This is a genomic window from Mesobacillus maritimus, from assembly GCF_023715205.1.
Lineage (GTDB): Bacteria > Bacillota > Bacilli > Bacillales > Cytobacillaceae > Mesobacillus_B > Mesobacillus_B maritimus_C.
The window spans coordinates 106,646-123,212 of sequence record NZ_JAMBNR010000009.1 but is presented as its reverse complement, the minus strand read 5'-3'; the positions used below and the strand labels follow the sequence as shown (position 1 = coordinate 123,212).

The following is a 16,567-nucleotide window of genomic DNA, read 5'->3' as shown; positions in this document are numbered from 1 at the left end:
TTTCAACTTTATTTCAACGCAAACATAATTTCTGTTTCGCAGGCAATTTCGCCATCAACAGTCGCCACCGCTTTGCCTTTGCCCATCGGTCCGCGTACTTTGATCATTTCGACTTCCAAACGCAATTGATCGCCTGGTTTTACTTGGCGTTTGAACCGGCAATTGTCAATGCCCGCAAAGAACGCGAGCTTGCCGCGGTTAGCTTCTGGCTTTAACATCGCAACAGCTCCGACTTGAGCGAGTGCTTCGACAATCAACACACCTGGCATAACCGGATAATCTGGAAAATGCCCATTGAAGAACTCTTCATTTGCCGATACATTTTTTAGTCCAACCGCACGCTTTCCATCTTCCACTTCAATAATTTTATCGACTAATAAAAATGGATAGCGGTGCGGAATGATTTCTTTGATTTCATTAATATCTAACATTGAGATTAGTACCTCCTACTAATATTAGGTTCTTAACTCATTGTACTAAAAGAGGCATATAAAAAGGAAGGGCAAATCACCCTTCCTAGAAAATTTATGATTCTTTTTCAACTAAATCCAACACATGTGTCCACGTAGACTTTTCAAACACATCTACCGGGTCTCCATCTCCAAGAACGCCATAACCGACGATTGCACCCACAACGATGCTAAGAGCCAACAACACAATGACCAGGACAAGTCGAAGCCAAATTGGAATGAGGCGCACACGAACTTTCACTCGTTCTTGTTGTTGCTCCTTTTTCACATTTTTTACTTGTTCTCGAGTTAAAGCTTGTTGTTTACTATCCGCTGTCATTTTGTTCTTCCCCTTTAAAAAAGTTCATCCCTAGGACACCGTTCTTTTTCACTATCTTCTATTATAAAAAAAAATGCAACAAGATACATTAACAATTTATAGGAAAATGCGAAAAAAATCTATGGCCGTGACCATAGATTTTTCATTTTACCCGATTTTACGGCGTGAAATTTTATCTAAGTTGTCCAGCATAATGCCTGTTCCAACAGCCACACACTCCATTGGATTCTCAGCAATTAGTACCGGAACCTTTAATTCTTCCGCTAACAATGTATCAATCCCGTGAAGCAACGCGCCACCGCCCGTTAAAATCACGCCACGATCGATAATGTCTGCTGAAAGCTCTGGTGGAGTTCTTTCTAAAACCGTTTTCGCTGCTTGCACAATCACCGAAACCGATTCGCGAAGCGCTGATTCAATTTCCTCAGAGCGAACCGAAATCGTTCTTGGCAAACCAGAAACCATATCACGGCCACGAATTTCCATTTCCTCACTACGTGATCCTGGGAAGACGGTTCCAATGTTCACTTTAATATTCTCGGATGTGCGCTCCCCAATCAACAGCTTGTACTCACGCTTGATGTAATTTAAAATTTCCGCATCAAACTTGTCCCCTGCCATTTTAATCGAAGAAGACGTCACAATATCGCCCATTGAAAGAACCGCTACATCGGTTGTACCGCCACCAATATCAACGACCATGTTTCCGCTTGGTTGGAAAATATCCATGCCCGCACCGATTGCCGCTACCTTTGGCTCTTCTTCAAGGTAAATCTTCTTACCGCCGCTTTTTTCCGCCGCTTCTCTGATCGCTTTTTGCTCAACGCTTGTAATGTTCGTTGGGCAACAGATCAAAATGCGTGGCTTCGAAAGCAAGCCTTTTACATTTAATTTGTTAATAAAATGCTTTAGCATCGCTTCTGTCACATCAAAATCAGCAATAACGCCATCTTTCAACGGGCGAATCGCCACGATGTTTCCTGGTGTACGTCCCACCATTTGACGTGCTTCTTCTCCGACTGCCAAAACCTTGTTTGTATTTTTATCAATTGCCACGACAGACGGCTCATTTAAAACAATCCCACGGCCCTTTACGTGTATCAAAACATTTGCTGTACCAAGGTCAATTCCAATATCCCTTGCTAACATTTCCTTAACCTCCTTGACAATAGCTGGCTGCGGCTGTTTATCCCAACTTAGACAAGGATTGTCTTAAAAATATCAGACGCGGCCACTACCTGCGAACCATATTCACCTAATTTTCTATTTTAACACACATGGGTAAAATGTTGTAACAATATGCGAAAAAAATCGACAGTTTTTGCATAAGCTGTCGATTTTTATGACTTAAGACCTTATTTTACAGCCTTTCCATTTGCAGGTGGTTTATCCATTTTGCATAAAAGTATTGCTTTAGAGGCGATAGGCATACCTCAGATGTCGGGTTGAACGAAAAAGATGCAGCCATCCTCATGACGTCCAATCTCAAATCAAGGCGATCCGACAGCCAGATGCAACAGCTAGACATATGACCGCAACCCCTAACTGCTGAAAGCTAGACACTAAGAAAAGTGGAGGCGGCTTGCCCAGGCGCGACATGTATAAGTCAATCCGCCCTGAAGGTTGTCTTTAACCTTCTTGACGAATTGACTTATGACCCGAGCCCTAGCCGTTTAAGCTAGACAATTTCTCAAAGAAATTAAAAAGACGACTGCCCAATGACGGCACTCGCCTTTTATCCCTGTCCAATGGACATGGCTCTTTACCCCTTTACTCTTTTAAAACTTTAGGTTGATGAAAAGTGTAATCGTTTGGAGACGGAAGGAAGGCTTATTTTACTGGCTCCCCTTCTCTTTCTTCTTTTCGATACTTTAGTTTGGTTGCTTCGCCGCCTCTTAAATGGCGAATCGATTTATGATAATCGAGAATTTCCTTTACTTCATTTGCTAGTTCCGGATTGATTTCAGGCAGTCTTTCCGTCAAGTCTTTATGGACTGTACTTTTGGATACGCCAAACTCTTTCGCAATCACGCGAACTGTTTTCTTCGTCTCCACGATATACTTTCCAATCTTGATGGTTCTCTCTTTGATGTAATCGTGCACACCACTCGCCCTCCCTAAATTGGATGTGAGAAGTGTGAAATGAGACTCGCTTTATCTCGTAAAATACTGGTACCGCACGATCCTACCTTGTGCGGAGAAGGCCTGGCCCTCTAAACATTACTAGAATTAATCATGACTCCGGCTGAATTCCTATACACAATAACGACTCCTCACCTCAAACACTCTCTTTGACAGGTTTGTAACCATTCTATTAGCTTGGATACGAATATATGCACGAAAAAGACAATAAGGACAAGGAATACGTATGTTTTTTCAGAAAATTTTAATTATTTACGTTAAATAACTACGTTAAGAACCTGATTTTAGCGACGCAGAGATAACATCTCCCCAAGTCTTCGCTTTCAAAAGCCGAAGAAGTTCGGTAAAAAGATAGGCCGTTGTCAGCGCATCGCCCAACGCACTGTGGCGCTCATAAATCCGCGTGCCAAAGATCATCGCGTATCGCTCCAGATCGCGCATATCGTATGACGGTGCAAGCGCACCAATCACATCGAGCGTATCAATCGTCTGCATTCCTTTTAACACGCGCCCTGCACGTTTTAATTCATGTTTGAGTGCCAGCTGGTCGAAGCTCACATAATGCCCGACCAATGCCACCGCCTCAAAAGATTGAACATAATCAAAAAAGCTTTGTATCGCTTGTATCGCTTCAGGAGCTTGTTCGACTTTATCCGCTGTAATCGACGTTAATTCACTTATTTCCTGAGAAATTTGTCGTTTCGGATTCACATACGTTTGAAAGAACTCCTCGTCCCGAACCTGCATCCCACGAATCGGTACAGCTCCAATCTCAATTATCCGATCATCAGCTCCTACCTTAAACCCAGTTGTCTCCGTATCAAACACAATAAAAGTTAAATCCTCGACCGGTGTAGACAGCGGTATGCTGTCATAACAAAGCGGACAATTGACTGATTTGTTTTTCCGCCAAAAACGCATTGAGACCTCCTTTCAACCCTGTGGTTATTCGCTCTACGGCGGATAAACTAGGGTTCACGGTGGATATCCAGTGCTCGAACTGTCATTTATTCGCTCTACAGCGGATATCCTTCTCGCCTTATTCTCCCTACAGCGAATAAACTGGGGTTAACGGCGAATAAAACTGCTCTAACGGCGAATATCCAGCGCCTGAACTGTCATTTATTCGCTCTACAGCGGATATCCTGCTCACCTTATTCTCCCTACAGCGGATAAACTGGGGTTCATGCAGAATATCTTTTCATAAAACCCCAACAAGCAAGACCTAGAGTGTTAATTTTCAGTCAAGATCACACCGAAAACCGCGCAAACACCATCCCCTGCAACTCTCGCAATGTATTTAAACTCAAAATCAATTCTTCCTTCTCACGTGTGGATAAGCTGTGTAGATTCAGTACTGTTCCGCCGTCCTTCCATTTTAGTTTGATATATAAAGAAAGAACCTGTTCCGCAGCCGCTTTAAGATCGCCGGCAAAATCCGCGGTGAACACGCCCTTCACTTGCAAAGCGTCCACTTTCTTAACTGGCGTCCCACTCACCACACCATGCACCAACGCTAAAATTTGCAAACTATGGTGATACGGAAACAGCACTTCTTTCTTCAACTCAATTGTTTTCCGACCCATTTTAAAGAGAGAAAGAATCGGTTGGTCGAGCTCAGGAATATGCCCATGAGCACGTTCCGCTTGAGCTAACCGATACAAAAAGATTTTCGAACGCCCTAACAACTCGGTGATAACACGCTCAAGTTGGGTCGCCACCCCCGTATCGCCACCCGATACAACCCGATACGAAAAGAAATTTTGCGCCAACAGCAGGTTTTCATTCGTTGACCGCATCATCCACTGTCGAACTCGCTCTTGCCACTGACTCACCGAACCGCGCCACAGCTCCTCACTCGCCATCATCCCACCTTGGCAACGCGCATAGCCGACGACCTCTAATAGCCTGGTAATCTCACAACCTAATTGTTTAAAATAAACCGGATCGCCACCATCCTCATAAACAAGAAAATGATCTTGGTCGGTCAATTTAAATTGCTCACCACGGCCGCCGGAGCCCATTAGAAAGAACGCAAACTTAGCCTGACACTCAGCCCCATCATCATCCACCGCCGAACCTGAACCTGCACCACCATCCCGCTCAACTCTCTCCACTGCCAACGCGACCACACGCCCGACCACGCGATCATATAACGCCGTCACAACCTCCAACAACGACAACGCAGGCACTTTTTCCTTGATCAACGTCTCCGTCAGTTCATAGATGGCATTCTTAATCAAAGGCAGTGACTCCTCATCCGCCTCTTCAATCGATTTAATCGTCTTCATGACACTAGCGTTCTTTTTCCGAAACAAGTCCGACAGAGTCACAATCCCAACTGTCTTTCCACCGTCAACAACCGGCAAATGTTTGATCCCGGTTAACAGCATTTCAGAAATGGCTTCGTAATAATAGGCGAACCGCGATATCGTCCTTGGCCGCTCTGTCATCACTTCACGTGCAGCCACCCCAAATGACTTCCCTTTAGCGACCACACGCTGGACGATATCCCGCTCCGTGATTATTCCCACCAGCTTTCCACCGTCCATCACCAACACCGAGCTAGACCGCCCTTCAGACATCTTCACGGCCACTTCCTGAGCCGCAACCTCTGGAGCAACGGTTACCAAGTTTTCCACCATCACATCTTGCACGCGCACCATAAACGCGTCTGTTTCACCAAACTCACGCGCTAACCTCACTTGTTCAGCCAAGGAAGCATACACATCTCTCAGCCTCACTGTGGCCTGCGTGAGCAAATACGTCATCACCTCAGGGTCTTGCCACCGCTGTCGCAAAACAGGATAAGGAATCCACAGTGTCTCGAGGTCCTCCACCGCTCTCACCTGCACCGTAGCTGGGACGTCAACTGCTGACAAACCCAACGCCCCTGCTAAGCTCGAAAAGCCAATCAGTTCATTTTTATGAAGAACCTCCAAAACCTCGTCTTCAATAAACACTTCTGCCATGCCGGCTAAAATCAACAAAAGGCCGTTGCGCGGTTCTTCGGCCTCCAGAATGATTTCATGTTTCGAATAATGCCGCCATTCACACTCGCCAACAAGGGAAAGGGCCGTGCTTTGCTCCACCCCTTGAAACAAAGGGTGAAGCTGCACAGCCTCCCAAATCTCGTGATTATGCTTTTTCTTCATTCATCCACACTTCGCCATCTTTGTAGACCATTTGCTCTGGATAGCGCAAGTCGAGCACTTCTTCTTGAATCTTTTGTGACGGTGCTGCAGTAGCGAGCGACACAATGATGTTCGCTAAGAAGGCTGCGATTGCCCCAAAGACACCCGCGCCAGTGTCAATGATTCCTAAAATCGTAAACCCGCCGTATTTCGCGGCGAAAATGTACCCAAGTGTGACCGCCAAACCAATAAGCAATCCAGCAATGACCCCTTGTGCATTTGAACGCTTCCACCAAACCCCGAGCACGAGCGCTGGGAAGAACGTTCCGGTTGCGAGCGCAAACGCCCAAGCCACAATCTGCGTAATCGCTCCCGGCGGATTCAACGCGATTAAACCAGCAAGCAACGTTGCAACAACAATCGACCAACGTCCAACAGATAGACGCGTCTTTTCCGTCGCATTCGGCTTCCACACACGGTAGAAAATATCATGCGCAAAGGCGGAGGAAATTGAAATCATCAAGCCACCAGCTGTCGATAATGCCGCGGCCATCGCACCAGCTGCGACAAGCCCGATAACAAACACACCAAGATTGGCAATTTCCGGTGTCGCCATAACGACGATGTCATTTGAGATGATTAATTCGTTCCATTGAAGAACGCCATCGCTATTGCCGTCCGCCAACTGCAGTTTCCCTGTATCAATCCATGATTTCGTCCACGCAGGAAGTTCGGTAATTTTACTGCCAGCAATCTTTGTCATTAAAATAAAGCGAGAGAACGCGGCATAAGCCGGAGCAGATAAATATAAAAGTCCGATAAACAAAAGTGCCCAAGCCCCAGACCAACGTGCAGCTTTCATTGTTGACACCGTGTAAAAACGAACAATAACGTGCGGCAAGCCCGCCGTTCCACACATCAACGTAAACATTAAGGCCAAGAACTGCCATTTTGTACCGTTTGTAAACGGAGCAAAGTACTCTGAAATCCCAAGCTCACGATCTAGCTCCCCCATTTTCCCAACCAGCTCACCATAGGAAAGCCATGGCAAAGCACTACTCGTAAGCTGCAAGCTCATAAAAATAACAGGAATCAAATAAGCAATAATTAAGACTAGATACTGCGCTACCTGTGTCCATGTGATCCCTTTCATCCCCCCGAAGGCCGCATAAAAGGCAATCAACACAACCCCAATCATGGTCCCAAGTTTGGCATCAATTTCAAACAAGCGACCGATAACCACACCAGAACCCGATAACTGACCAACCGAGTAAGTAAAGGAAATCGCAATCGTACAGATTGCCGCAATCACGCGCGCTGTATGGCTATCATAACGGTCACCAATAAATTCTGGCACCGTATAGCGCCCATACTTTCGCAGCTGTGGCGCCAACAAGAACGTTAATAATAAGTAACCACCTGTCCATCCCATGATGTAAGCCAGTCCATCGTAACCAAGCAACATAATCGTACCAGCCATCCCAATAAAGGACGCGGCACTCATCCAGTCCGCGCCGATAGCCATTCCATTAAAAATCGGCGGTACGCCACGACTAGCTACATAAAAGTCAGATGTTGCTTTCGCTTTGTTAAAAATCGCGATCCCGATATAAAGTGCAAATGTCGCAATAATAATCGCAAATGAGACCAAAAATTGAGTATCCAAACGTTTTCCCCCTTTGCTAGTGCAATTTCCTGTTCAGGTCAAAAACCCTAACTTCTACCCCTTTAAAGTTGACCTGTTCAAGTCTGAGCTCTAATCCTACTACCTCATCATGTTTCACTGTTCAAGTCCGACATCCTACCTTGTTTCAATCAGACCTCCCACCTTAACTACTTTTCCAGTCTATTACCTGTTCATCTCTCTAGCCTGGCTTCCTACCTCCTCAGGATGGACTGTCAGACATCCTACCTCTCTCCCACTAACACGCTCTTAATGATCGACACTTTTCCCAGCACTAAGTCTTACATTTTGCTCTTCATCAATGCCGTACTTTTTATCAATCATGTCGCCAACCTTTGCATTCACAAATAAAAGAATAATAAACGTCACGACGGCTCCTTGTGCTCCCATGAAATAGTGGAACGGGAACCCCCCCATAATCGTGATTTCACTTAGTGGCTCAGCGAACAGCACCACTCCATATGACACAACAAACCAAATGACAAAATAGAGGATCATATACCGATTCTTTTCCCGGAAATATTGATCCGCTACTGCTTTATCGATTTTCTTCATCCTTCCACCCCTTTTATCCACAATATTTGAAACAGCGGGAAACATGGACCTCCTTTCTCAAAATTATCATGCTGGCGCCGATTAACTTAAGCTAAAGATAAATCGGACGGTTTCAAAAAATGGTGCAGGAACCATGATGACTTGAATTAGAAAATAAACAAAGATGCTTAAAAATGGGACCATTAGAAAAATGGTTTTCTTCTTTCGCAAGGCCAAAATTAGGGAAACTCCTGTAATGGCCATAAAAACTAATAATGCTAGCATACACTCCACCCCCTAAATTGTAAGCGCTAACAATCCTACAGGTCTTGAAAACAGTCGAACCCAAAGTTCCACCTTTTGTTACATTTTATTTAATTTTTAGAAAATTGGATAATTTTTATTATCCATATTTCACCCATTAGGGTCAAGAGAAAGTTTCCGCAATGTTTGTCGACAACTGACTACTGTTTCGCTTCATCCTTGTGAGGGAAAGGTTTATGGATGTCGAAAAAAAACCAGAGGATTTTCTCCTCTGGTTTTTAAACGTGACTTATTCTTTTTCTGCTATAAACACATTTTGAACACTCGTAATCGCCGACCTTGAACCCGCACCATCTTGAACATCTTCAATCATCATGCTAATCAATAAATCTGGCTTTTCTGGGTTATAGCCGACAAACCAACCAAGCTCGCGGCCTTTTGCCCCTTGTTTGTCTTTGATTTCGGCTGTCCCTGTTTTCCCCGCGAGTGGCAAGTCTTTGCGATAAGCCACATGCGCTGTCCCATGCGGATCACTGACCACTTTCGTTAGCATCGAGTTGATTCCTTTTGCCACTTCAGGGCTCACAATGTTTTCAACCCAAACTTGATTTGGTTCTTCTTCACTTAATAAAATTGGTTTGATCAAGTTACCGTCATTAACAAATGGGGTATAAGTCGCGGCCAAATGAAGAATGTTCATCTCAATATGTCCTTGACCATAACCAGAGTCTGCGAGCAACATGTCGTTTTCCATTTTCCCAATTTGAGAAGCTTCGATTGGATAAGCATATTCCATCTCCTCAAATCCAAACTGCTTTAACCCTGCCGTAAACTCGTCTTTGCCCATTTCAAGCGCCGTACGCGCAAAATAAATATTATCCGAATAGATCATTGCTTTTTCAAGGTCAACGTCGCCGACTAAGTTTGTATAACGAGTAACTTTGTAGTCACCCCATGACTTGTCCGGCTGCCATTGCTTCTCGGTGATTTCATACACCGTATCCAGCTTGATTTTACCCGCATTCAAGCCAACTGCAGCAGTAATCGGCTTCATAACCGAACCTGGTACATAAGTTGCTCGGAAACGGTTCAAGTATGGCTGCATGGGATTCTCTTCTTGAATCTGTTCACGCTCCGCCGCGGTCATCCCTAGTGTTTCCGCATTCGGATCAAATCCAGGCGCACTCACCAACGCTAGCGTCTCCCCTGTGACCGGGTCAATCGCAGCCGCTGTGCCTGCCTTGCCTTTCAGTTGGTCGTATATCTGTTGTTGTAGCACAACATCAATCGTTAACTGCACGTCCTCGCCATCTTCTACTGGCTTTTCTGCCAACACAACTTCCGATCCATTGGCTTTGGCAATTGAAATTTTCACGCCACTCGTGCCACGCAAACGTTCTTCATACACCTGCTCAAGCCCACGCTTGCCGATATAATCGTTTGCGGTATAACCTTTGCCTTCATTCTTTTCGAGGTCATCGGCCGTCACCTTCGCGACATACCCAACAAGATGCGAAACATCCTCGCCATAAGGATACTCACGCGCCCCCACTTCCATGCTCGTTACGCCGCTTACTTTAAATAATTCATCTTTCAATGCTTCATCGTTTTTATTGATGTTTTTTAATGGAACAAATAAGTTTGGTTTCACCCACGACGCGTTAAGCTGCTTGTTGATTTGGTCTTCACTCATGTTTAAAAGCTTACTTAACTTGGAAACGGTGTTGTCGTCCATCTTCTCTGGGACAACGCCAACTTGCATCGCTGTTCCGTTAATCGCCAGCCCATTGCCACGACGATCCAAAATACTGCCGCGCACTGCGGGAACACGATCAAAATTGATTTTATCTTCCGCTTCTAATTCAGGAAATATGTACGTTGTGTCCCAATTGAGATACCAGTTGGTATTGTCGTCTCGCTTTTCTTTTACAAGCGCTGCTTGATGGTCAAATTCAATCGGACCAGCAATACTTTCCATGCTCACTGCATATGGAAACTCGGCCTGCTCCTCATATTCCGCTTCTTCCTCAGGCAAGGTAAAGTGAACGTCAAGCTTATCAATTTCAAGATCCTGATAAATTTTATTATAACGATTAACAAATTCCTCTTTTGTGATGGCTTCCTTCGCTGTAGTTGATAAATAGTCATACATTTCGTCAAACTTTTGATCATTCCAAAGCTTTACGTACTCTGAAAACCGCTCATCTGGCGTCGGATCCTTGCTCATGCACCCAGCCAAAATCATGGTTAAAATCAATGTCATAAGGATGATTGCTTTTTTCAATGCGATTCCTCCCTCCATGTTTTATTCTACCATAGGCAACACAGAAGAACGCAACCGTCCTTTTCATAGAAAAAAGCCCACCATTTAAAATGGTGAGCTTCTTCGTTTTGTGGATTAAGAGTTACTAGATTGTTCAGCGTTCGCATCTTCTTCTGAGTCAGTTCCACCTTCAGCTGGAGTTTCTTCTTCAGCGTCAGTTCCTTCTTCAGCTGGAGCGTCCTCTTCAGTGTCAGTTCCTTCTTCGGTTGAAGCATCTTCATTTGTAGGAGATCCTTCTTCCGTAGTAGTACCTTCCTCAGTAGTACTAGATTCAGTTGATGTATCTTCTTCCATGTTGGCACCTTCGCCAGCTTCACTCTTGCCAGCATCGCCTTCAGAATCCATTTCTGCTTCTTTTAATTCACTTAGTGGCTTATCCAAATAATCAAGTGGGTTTACCGGCGTTCCGTCTTTACGGATTTCAAAGTGTACGTGAATGCCTGCTTTTTCATTGAACTGGCTTGTACCAGCTGTAGCAATTGCATCTCCTTGTTTCACCATGTCGCCCGCTTTGACTTGCATATTTTTAATTGATTGATACTGTGTTACAATTCCATTGTCGTGTTCGATTTCAATCACATTACCTAGCAGTGCATCTTCTTTAACCATTGTGACTTCCCCGCTCAATGATGCTAGGACATCGAATTCCTTGCCATCTTTGGAAGCAATGTCGATTCCTGTGTTCGGATGGTACTGGTTATTGTAGACCACAAGTGCAGCTTCTTGATCCGCTTTGTCGCTTTCGTTGTCATAGAATTGCATTTTTACAACGGCATTGTCGACATCTTTCACTGGCATTGTAAAGTTTTCTAAGGCACTATTGACTTCGATCGCAGGTTCATCGCTGAACTGCTTTTGACTATCAGTTGCTTGATCGATTTCGTCAACACCTTGCTCACCGCTATTTTGGAAGTAAAGTACACCTGTTAGTATGATTGCGGCACTTGCTAAATAAACTGCTGGGTACATCCACCGCTTCTTGAAAAAGCGTTTAAAGCTCTTTTCTTGAGAAGATTTTTCCTCTCTCATTTTCATCACCTCAGCAATCATTCTGAACAGATGCGAAAAAATATATACATAGAGTTGAAAATTTTTTTACTGCTTATTTTTCGACAAAGCTCTCAAGATTATGCATCTTTGTTAAAAATATTTTTTGGAGGTCCAACATGAAGTACGTTATAAGAGTTTTGCCCGCCCTCTATATGGGGTTAATTTGGCTATTATCCAGCATGCCATCCGATGCGGTTGTCGCATTGCCAGCTGAGGGAATCGATGCGTTTATAAAAGAATCGCTGCACCTCGTCGAGTTTGGTCTATTGTATCTATTATTGTTTCTAGCAGGTTTGACGTTTGGAGGATTCCGCCCAGTGATGAGCTTTGTGTTTATGGGCGTGGCGATTTTATGGGGGCTTGTCGATGAGATTCACCAATCGTTTGTACCCGCGCGATCAGCCACAGTGATCGACTTCGTCAAAGATACGATTGGTGTATTAGTCGTCTCCCATTTCATGCACCACGCTTATTTTAGTGGAAAGTTTAAGCGGCTTGGGGATTGGTTGCGGAAGTTTGAGGGTTTATTCGTTGTGCGGTGAATAAACTTGTAGATCTTCATTGTACGGTGAATAAACCTTGTAGTTAGGTATTCGCCCTAGGGTGAATAGTACTCGCTCTAGAGCGAATAAACCTTGTAAATACTCTTCCTAGAGCGAATAAAATTGGTTGGGTATTCTCTCTACGGAGAATATCCGTCCCTTAACGGCGAATAAATCGTCGCTAACGGCGAATATAATCACACTGTCACACATTCTTCACTAGGAAAGCCCTCCTGAATGCCTTATGATTAAATCAAACTTAATAAGGAGGACTCATTTTGTATATAAAACCTCGTCCAATTCCTCTAAATGTTCATTTTAGTCAAGCGCTCATCCCCAGATTGCCCTCCAACCATCCAAAAATCCCGCTTATTGAACGAGATCTCCGCAGTTTTATGTCGGGTTATCGTGGTGAAAAGGCGACTGAATACCATTTAAACTTCCTGGATGACAAAAAACATCATATATTTGGTGGTTTACGCCTTCCCCATGAACAACACCACTTCCAAATGGACACTCCCATACTTTCACGTAAATATATTCTCATTCTTGAAACGAAAAATATAGGCGGCGAACTGTATTTTACAGAGGAGCAATTCAGCCAGGAGTCTTTTTACGGTCGAAAAGGCTATAAAAACCCGATTGTGCAGGTGAACCGTCATAAGGAGCAGCTACAAGATTGGCTTGAGAGTCACCGCCTCCCAACGATCCCCTTAATTCCGCTTGTCGTACTTAGCAACCCATCCGCCATTATTCGAACCGATGACCCTAGCATTCTTAAGAAAGTCTGCAAAGTAGAGAATCTTAAAAATAAGCTTTTAGATCTTACTAGCAGTTATACGAAAGACCATCTGACAGAAAGGTCCCTTAAAAAAGCCTCTAGGTTATTACTAGAAGACGATACGCCTCTCTTTCCTGAAGTTCACAAATCATACGGCCTTTCCCCACAAGAGATTATCCCTGGTATTCGATGCCCCAAGTGTTTCTCGTACCGGATGATGAGAATCGATCGAGTTTGGGTTTGCCCACACTGTTTATACCATTCTAACGAGACATATCATGATGCCATCCTTGATTATTTTCTTTTTCATAAAACGACGATGACCAACAGAGAGTTTCGACAATATTTAGGGATTGACTCCGTTAATACGGCAAATAAGCTTCTAAGACTCTTGAATCTCCCAAGCACGGGCTCGAATAAAGGCCGAATCTACCATCGCCCAACTGATTTCCTGGACCAGCTCGAAACACGCTATCACCGTTTGCATAAAAAGTAACGTGGCAATAGTGCTCCAGTGGTTGAAACAAGGTTAGACCACTTTACCGCATTTATGAACTAATCAAATCACCACAACAAGAAAAAACCAGAGCCCCTAAACACCGCACGCCCTGGTTCCTACTCTCCCTATTTCTTTGCCATCACTTTCGTCAATTCACTCTCACCTGAAGCGATTTCCACGCCTTGATAATAGTGCTGGACGATATCTTTATAGTTCTTGCCTTCCGCGGCCATGCCGTTTGCCCCGTATTGGCTCATGCCGACTCCATGGCCATAGCCGACGGTTTCAACGATGATATTGTCACCTTTGGCATACCATTTAAAATCACTCGAATTTAAGCCCAGTTGCTCGCGGACTTCTTTCCCGCTCAGCACTTTGCCGCCGACTTCGACCTTGGCGACACGATTACCAGCCGTCCGATCGGTCACTTTGCCGATGTTCGTACGATCGGTTAACTGAATGCCTAACTTGTTTTCAAATTCACGAATTGGAATGACTTTTTGTTCGATATACTTCGGTGAGGCTTTATCCCATGGACTTTCCACGCTTCTTAAATAAGGGAACGTGTTGGCCCAGTAGTCCTCGGAGTTTTCTGTGAACCCATTGCTCGTAGAGAAGAACGTTGCTGTGATAGGCTCCCCTTCATAAGTTAAAATTTGACCGTCTGTGGACTCGACTGCTTCTTTGACTTTGGCATATTTCTGGTTAAATTCCGAGCCCCATTGTCGCTTCAATTCTTGCTTATTTTTATACACTTGATGGGCAACGGTGTCAGTAACATGGGCGCCATCCGGTAGACCACTGTTTTCGGTTCCCATCATTTGTTTTACATAATAAGTCCTTGCTGTTAATGCCTGAGCTTTCAAGGCCTCCAATTCAAACTCTGCCGGCATTTCCGCGGCAACGACTCCGATTAAGTATTCATTGAGTGGCACATTTTCAACTTGAGACTGAGCTGTCCGCAACACAGCTACTTCAACAGCAGAGTCGGCAGACGGTTCACTTTTCGCCTCTTTTTCTGTTTGTTGTTTCACCTCTTCACTCAATTCTCCGGTCGCCTTTTCTCCACTAAAAGGCAGAACGAGCATCGTAGGAATTAGGAGGATCACAGTAAATAGAAGAGCTGCTAGAACGAAGATTGGGTTGATTTTTTTCATTGTATGGCCTCCAGCTTATTAAATTTAGAACGGAGTTGCACCGTCTTCATTCAATCTTATGGTGGAGGACAAGCATTTATGACAAGTCATTTATTTTAAAAAGTTGTTGTTAAAATCCTAAAACCGCTCCATTTATTCTCATAAGAAACTAGTAGAAACGCCCTAATTTTTTTACAATTTGGTTCTATTCCTATTTTTTGTGCATGTTTTATTAAAACTTCCCATATGTATGTAAAAATTCAACTTAAGAGTGCTAAACCTAATTTTACCAGCATAAACAGCAAAAAACCGCAGAATCACGCTGACAAAGCAGCATCATCCTCCGGTTTTTTGGGGATCGTTCTATTATGCATTCATGTCGGAAACATAAGTTTGAACTTCTTCTTCTGTTTCCTCAAGTTCATTTACACGTTCAATGTCAGCACCAAGGCCAGCTAATTTCTTGTGGAAGTCCACATAACCACGGTCTAAATGCTTTAGTTCCGTTACACGTGTGACGCCATCAGCAACTAATCCTGTTAAAATTAGAGCGGCAGCTGCACGCAAATCGGTTGCAGAAACTTCCGCACCTTGAAGATCGGATGGACCATTCATGATGACCGAACGACCATCAATCTTGATATGTGCATTCATGCGACGGAATTCTTCCACATGCATGAAACGGTTTTCGAACACAGTCTCCGTAATCATACTTGTGCCTTGTGCACGAAGCAATAGCGCCATCATTTGAGATTGCATATCCGTTGGGAATCCAGGGTGAGGCATAGTTTTAATATCAACCGCCTTCAACTTCTCTGGCCCAATGACACGAATACCTTCATCTTCTTCTTCAATTATAATGCCCATTTCTTCCATTTTTGCAACTAAGGAAGAAAGATGTTCAGGAACGGCGCCCTTCACAAGCACGTTTCCGCCTGTGATCGCCGCTGCTACCATGAATGTACCAGCTTCGATACGGTCTGGAATGATGTTGTGATCTGCACCAAATAGTTGCTTCACACCTTCAATTCGAATCGTACCTGTTCCAGCACCTTTTACTTTTGCTCCCATTTTGTTTAGGAAGTTTGCAAGGTCAACAATTTCTGGTTCTTTTGCGACATTTTCAATGATAGTTAGGCCATCTGCAAGCACAGCAGCCATCATGATGTTTTCAGTTGCGCCCACACTTGGGAAGTCTAAATAGATTTTTGCGCCATGAAGACCTTCTGGTGCTTCAGCTTCAATAAATCCATTTCCAACCTTCACTTTTGCACCCATCGCTTCAAAGCCTTTTAAGTGCTGATCGATTGGACGAGAACCAATTGCGCAGCCACCAGGCAGTGCTACACGAGCACGACCATTACGAGCTAGCAAGGATCCCATAACTAAAACAGAAGCACGCATTTTACGTACATATTCAAACGGTGCCTCAATTTTCAACTCTCGAGATGCATCGACAACAATTGTATTATTTTTAAACTCCACTTCGGCGTTTAAAGAGCGTAGTACCTGGTTGATTGTGTATACATCGGAGAGAGTTGGCACATCACGAATAATACTTTTTCCATCACTTGCTAATAAGGTTGCAGCGATAACGGGCAGTACGGCATTTTTAGCTCCCTCTACTTTAACTGTGCCGCTTAGCCTTTTTCCGCCGCGGACGATGATTTTTTCCAAATGTATTCCCCT

General features: G+C 44.2%; 15 protein-coding genes. 2 read left to right on the top strand and 13 right to left on the bottom strand.

Going from position 1 to position 16,567, the window contains the following annotated elements; genetic code table 11:
* Window positions 1–8: 8 nt before the first annotated feature.
* The 11 genes from fabZ to spoIIQ all read right to left on the bottom strand — a co-directional run bounded on the left by fabZ (window position 9) and on the right by spoIIQ (window position 11,899).
* Complete coding sequence (gene fabZ / locus M3182_RS14325; RefSeq protein WP_251427789.1) at window positions 9–431, bottom strand: 3-hydroxyacyl-ACP dehydratase FabZ; 423 nt, start codon at window positions 429–431, stop codon at window positions 9–11.
* 94 nt (window positions 432–525) lie between these two features.
* Entirely contained in the window at window positions 526–789 is a 264-nt protein-coding gene (locus M3182_RS14320; RefSeq protein ID WP_251558598.1) for a DNA-directed RNA polymerase subunit beta, read from the bottom strand.
* A gap of 147 nt (window positions 790–936) precedes the next feature.
* Window positions 937–1,938, bottom strand: a complete 1,002-nt coding sequence (locus M3182_RS14315; protein WP_251427796.1) for a rod shape-determining protein — start codon at window positions 1,936–1,938, stop codon at window positions 937–939.
* Window positions 1,939–2,619: 681 nt separating this feature from the next.
* Window positions 2,620–2,892, bottom strand: coding sequence for a sporulation transcriptional regulator SpoIIID (gene spoIIID, locus M3182_RS14310; protein ID WP_046522783.1), 273 nt, complete (start codon window positions 2,890–2,892; stop codon window positions 2,620–2,622).
* A gap of 309 nt (window positions 2,893–3,201) precedes the next feature.
* The gene (locus M3182_RS14305; protein ID WP_251558596.1) at window positions 3,202–3,852 is read right to left on the bottom strand and encodes a 3'-5' exonuclease; all 651 of its coding nucleotides are present in this window, start codon (window positions 3,850–3,852) and stop codon (window positions 3,202–3,204) included.
* A gap of 329 nt (window positions 3,853–4,181) precedes the next feature.
* Window positions 4,182–6,086, bottom strand: a complete 1,905-nt coding sequence (locus tag M3182_RS14300) for a DUF294 nucleotidyltransferase-like domain-containing protein (RefSeq protein WP_251558594.1) — start codon at window positions 6,084–6,086, stop codon at window positions 4,182–4,184.
* Entirely contained in the window at window positions 6,070–7,731 is a 1,662-nt protein-coding gene (locus M3182_RS14295; protein ID WP_251558592.1) for a sodium:solute symporter family protein, read from the bottom strand. Before M3182_RS14295 ends, M3182_RS14300 begins: the two co-directional genes overlap by 17 nt.
* A gap of 267 nt (window positions 7,732–7,998) precedes the next feature.
* Entirely contained in the window at window positions 7,999–8,304 is a 306-nt protein-coding gene (locus tag M3182_RS14290) for a DUF4212 domain-containing protein (protein ID WP_251427810.1), read from the bottom strand.
* Between the two features lie 81 nt (window positions 8,305–8,385).
* Window positions 8,386–8,568, bottom strand: a complete 183-nt coding sequence (locus tag M3182_RS14285; RefSeq protein WP_251427813.1) for a hypothetical protein — start codon at window positions 8,566–8,568, stop codon at window positions 8,386–8,388.
* Window positions 8,569–8,836: 268 nt separating this feature from the next.
* A complete protein-coding gene (locus M3182_RS14280; RefSeq protein ID WP_251558590.1) occupies window positions 8,837–10,831 on the bottom strand; it encodes a penicillin-binding transpeptidase domain-containing protein in 1,995 nt (664 codons plus the stop codon).
* Window positions 10,832–10,945: 114 nt separating this feature from the next.
* Window positions 10,946–11,899 carry a stage II sporulation protein SpoIIQ gene (spoIIQ, locus tag M3182_RS14275; protein ID WP_251427819.1) on the bottom strand — a complete coding sequence of 318 codons (954 nt, stop codon included), beginning with the start codon at window positions 11,897–11,899 and terminating at the stop codon, window positions 10,946–10,948.
* Between the two features lie 137 nt (window positions 11,900–12,036).
* On the opposite strand from spoIIQ, the gene M3182_RS14270 reads away from it, so the two are divergent.
* Together M3182_RS14270 and M3182_RS14265 are read left to right on the top strand one after the other, a co-directional pair.
* Window positions 12,037–12,462, top strand: a complete 426-nt coding sequence (locus M3182_RS14270) for a VanZ family protein (protein ID WP_251558588.1) — start codon at window positions 12,037–12,039, stop codon at window positions 12,460–12,462.
* A gap of 278 nt (window positions 12,463–12,740) precedes the next feature.
* A complete protein-coding gene (locus tag M3182_RS14265) occupies window positions 12,741–13,739 on the top strand; it encodes a nuclease-related domain-containing protein (RefSeq protein WP_251558586.1) in 999 nt (332 codons plus the stop codon).
* 128 nt (window positions 13,740–13,867) lie between these two features.
* Here M3182_RS14265 and spoIID read toward each other — a convergent pair whose 3' ends face one another.
* Together spoIID and murA are read right to left on the bottom strand one after the other, a co-directional pair.
* Entirely contained in the window at window positions 13,868–14,899 is a 1,032-nt protein-coding gene (gene spoIID / locus M3182_RS14260; RefSeq protein ID WP_251427829.1) for a stage II sporulation protein D, read from the bottom strand.
* Window positions 14,900–15,244: 345 nt separating this feature from the next.
* Window positions 15,245–16,555 carry a UDP-N-acetylglucosamine 1-carboxyvinyltransferase gene (gene murA, locus M3182_RS14255; RefSeq protein WP_251558584.1) on the bottom strand — a complete coding sequence of 437 codons (1,311 nt, stop codon included), beginning with the start codon at window positions 16,553–16,555 and terminating at the stop codon, window positions 15,245–15,247.
* Window positions 16,556–16,567: the final 12 nt, after the last annotated feature.

What these genes read in the sequence shown, in the direction of transcription:
- M3182_RS14290 (WP_251427810.1), bottom strand. Translation starts at nt 8,304, where the DNA reads ATGAAGAAAATCGATAAAGCAGTAGCGGATCAATATTTCCGGGAAAAG.
- M3182_RS14285 (WP_251427813.1), bottom strand. Translation starts at nt 8,568, where the DNA reads ATGCTAGCATTATTAGTTTTTATGGCCATTACAGGAGTTTCCCTAATT.
- M3182_RS14315 (WP_251427796.1), bottom strand. Translation starts at nt 1,938, where the DNA reads ATGTTAGCAAGGGATATTGGAATTGACCTTGGTACAGCAAATGTTTTG.
- fabZ (WP_251427789.1), bottom strand. Translation starts at nt 431, where the DNA reads ATGTTAGATATTAATGAAATCAAAGAAATCATTCCGCACCGCTATCCA.
- spoIID (WP_251427829.1), bottom strand. Translation starts at nt 14,899, where the DNA reads ATGAAAAAAATCAACCCAATCTTCGTTCTAGCAGCTCTTCTATTTACT.
- M3182_RS14305 (WP_251558596.1), bottom strand. Translation starts at nt 3,852, where the DNA reads ATGCGTTTTTGGCGGAAAAACAAATCAGTCAATTGTCCGCTTTGTTAT.
- M3182_RS14300 (WP_251558594.1), bottom strand. Translation starts at nt 6,086, where the DNA reads ATGAAGAAAAAGCATAATCACGAGATTTGGGAGGCTGTGCAGCTTCAC.
- M3182_RS14320 (WP_251558598.1), bottom strand. Translation starts at nt 789, where the DNA reads ATGACAGCGGATAGTAAACAACAAGCTTTAACTCGAGAACAAGTAAAA.
- M3182_RS14270 (WP_251558588.1), top strand. Translation starts at nt 12,037, where the DNA reads ATGAAGTACGTTATAAGAGTTTTGCCCGCCCTCTATATGGGGTTAATT.
- spoIIQ (WP_251427819.1), bottom strand. Translation starts at nt 11,899, where the DNA reads ATGAGAGAGGAAAAATCTTCTCAAGAAAAGAGCTTTAAACGCTTTTTC.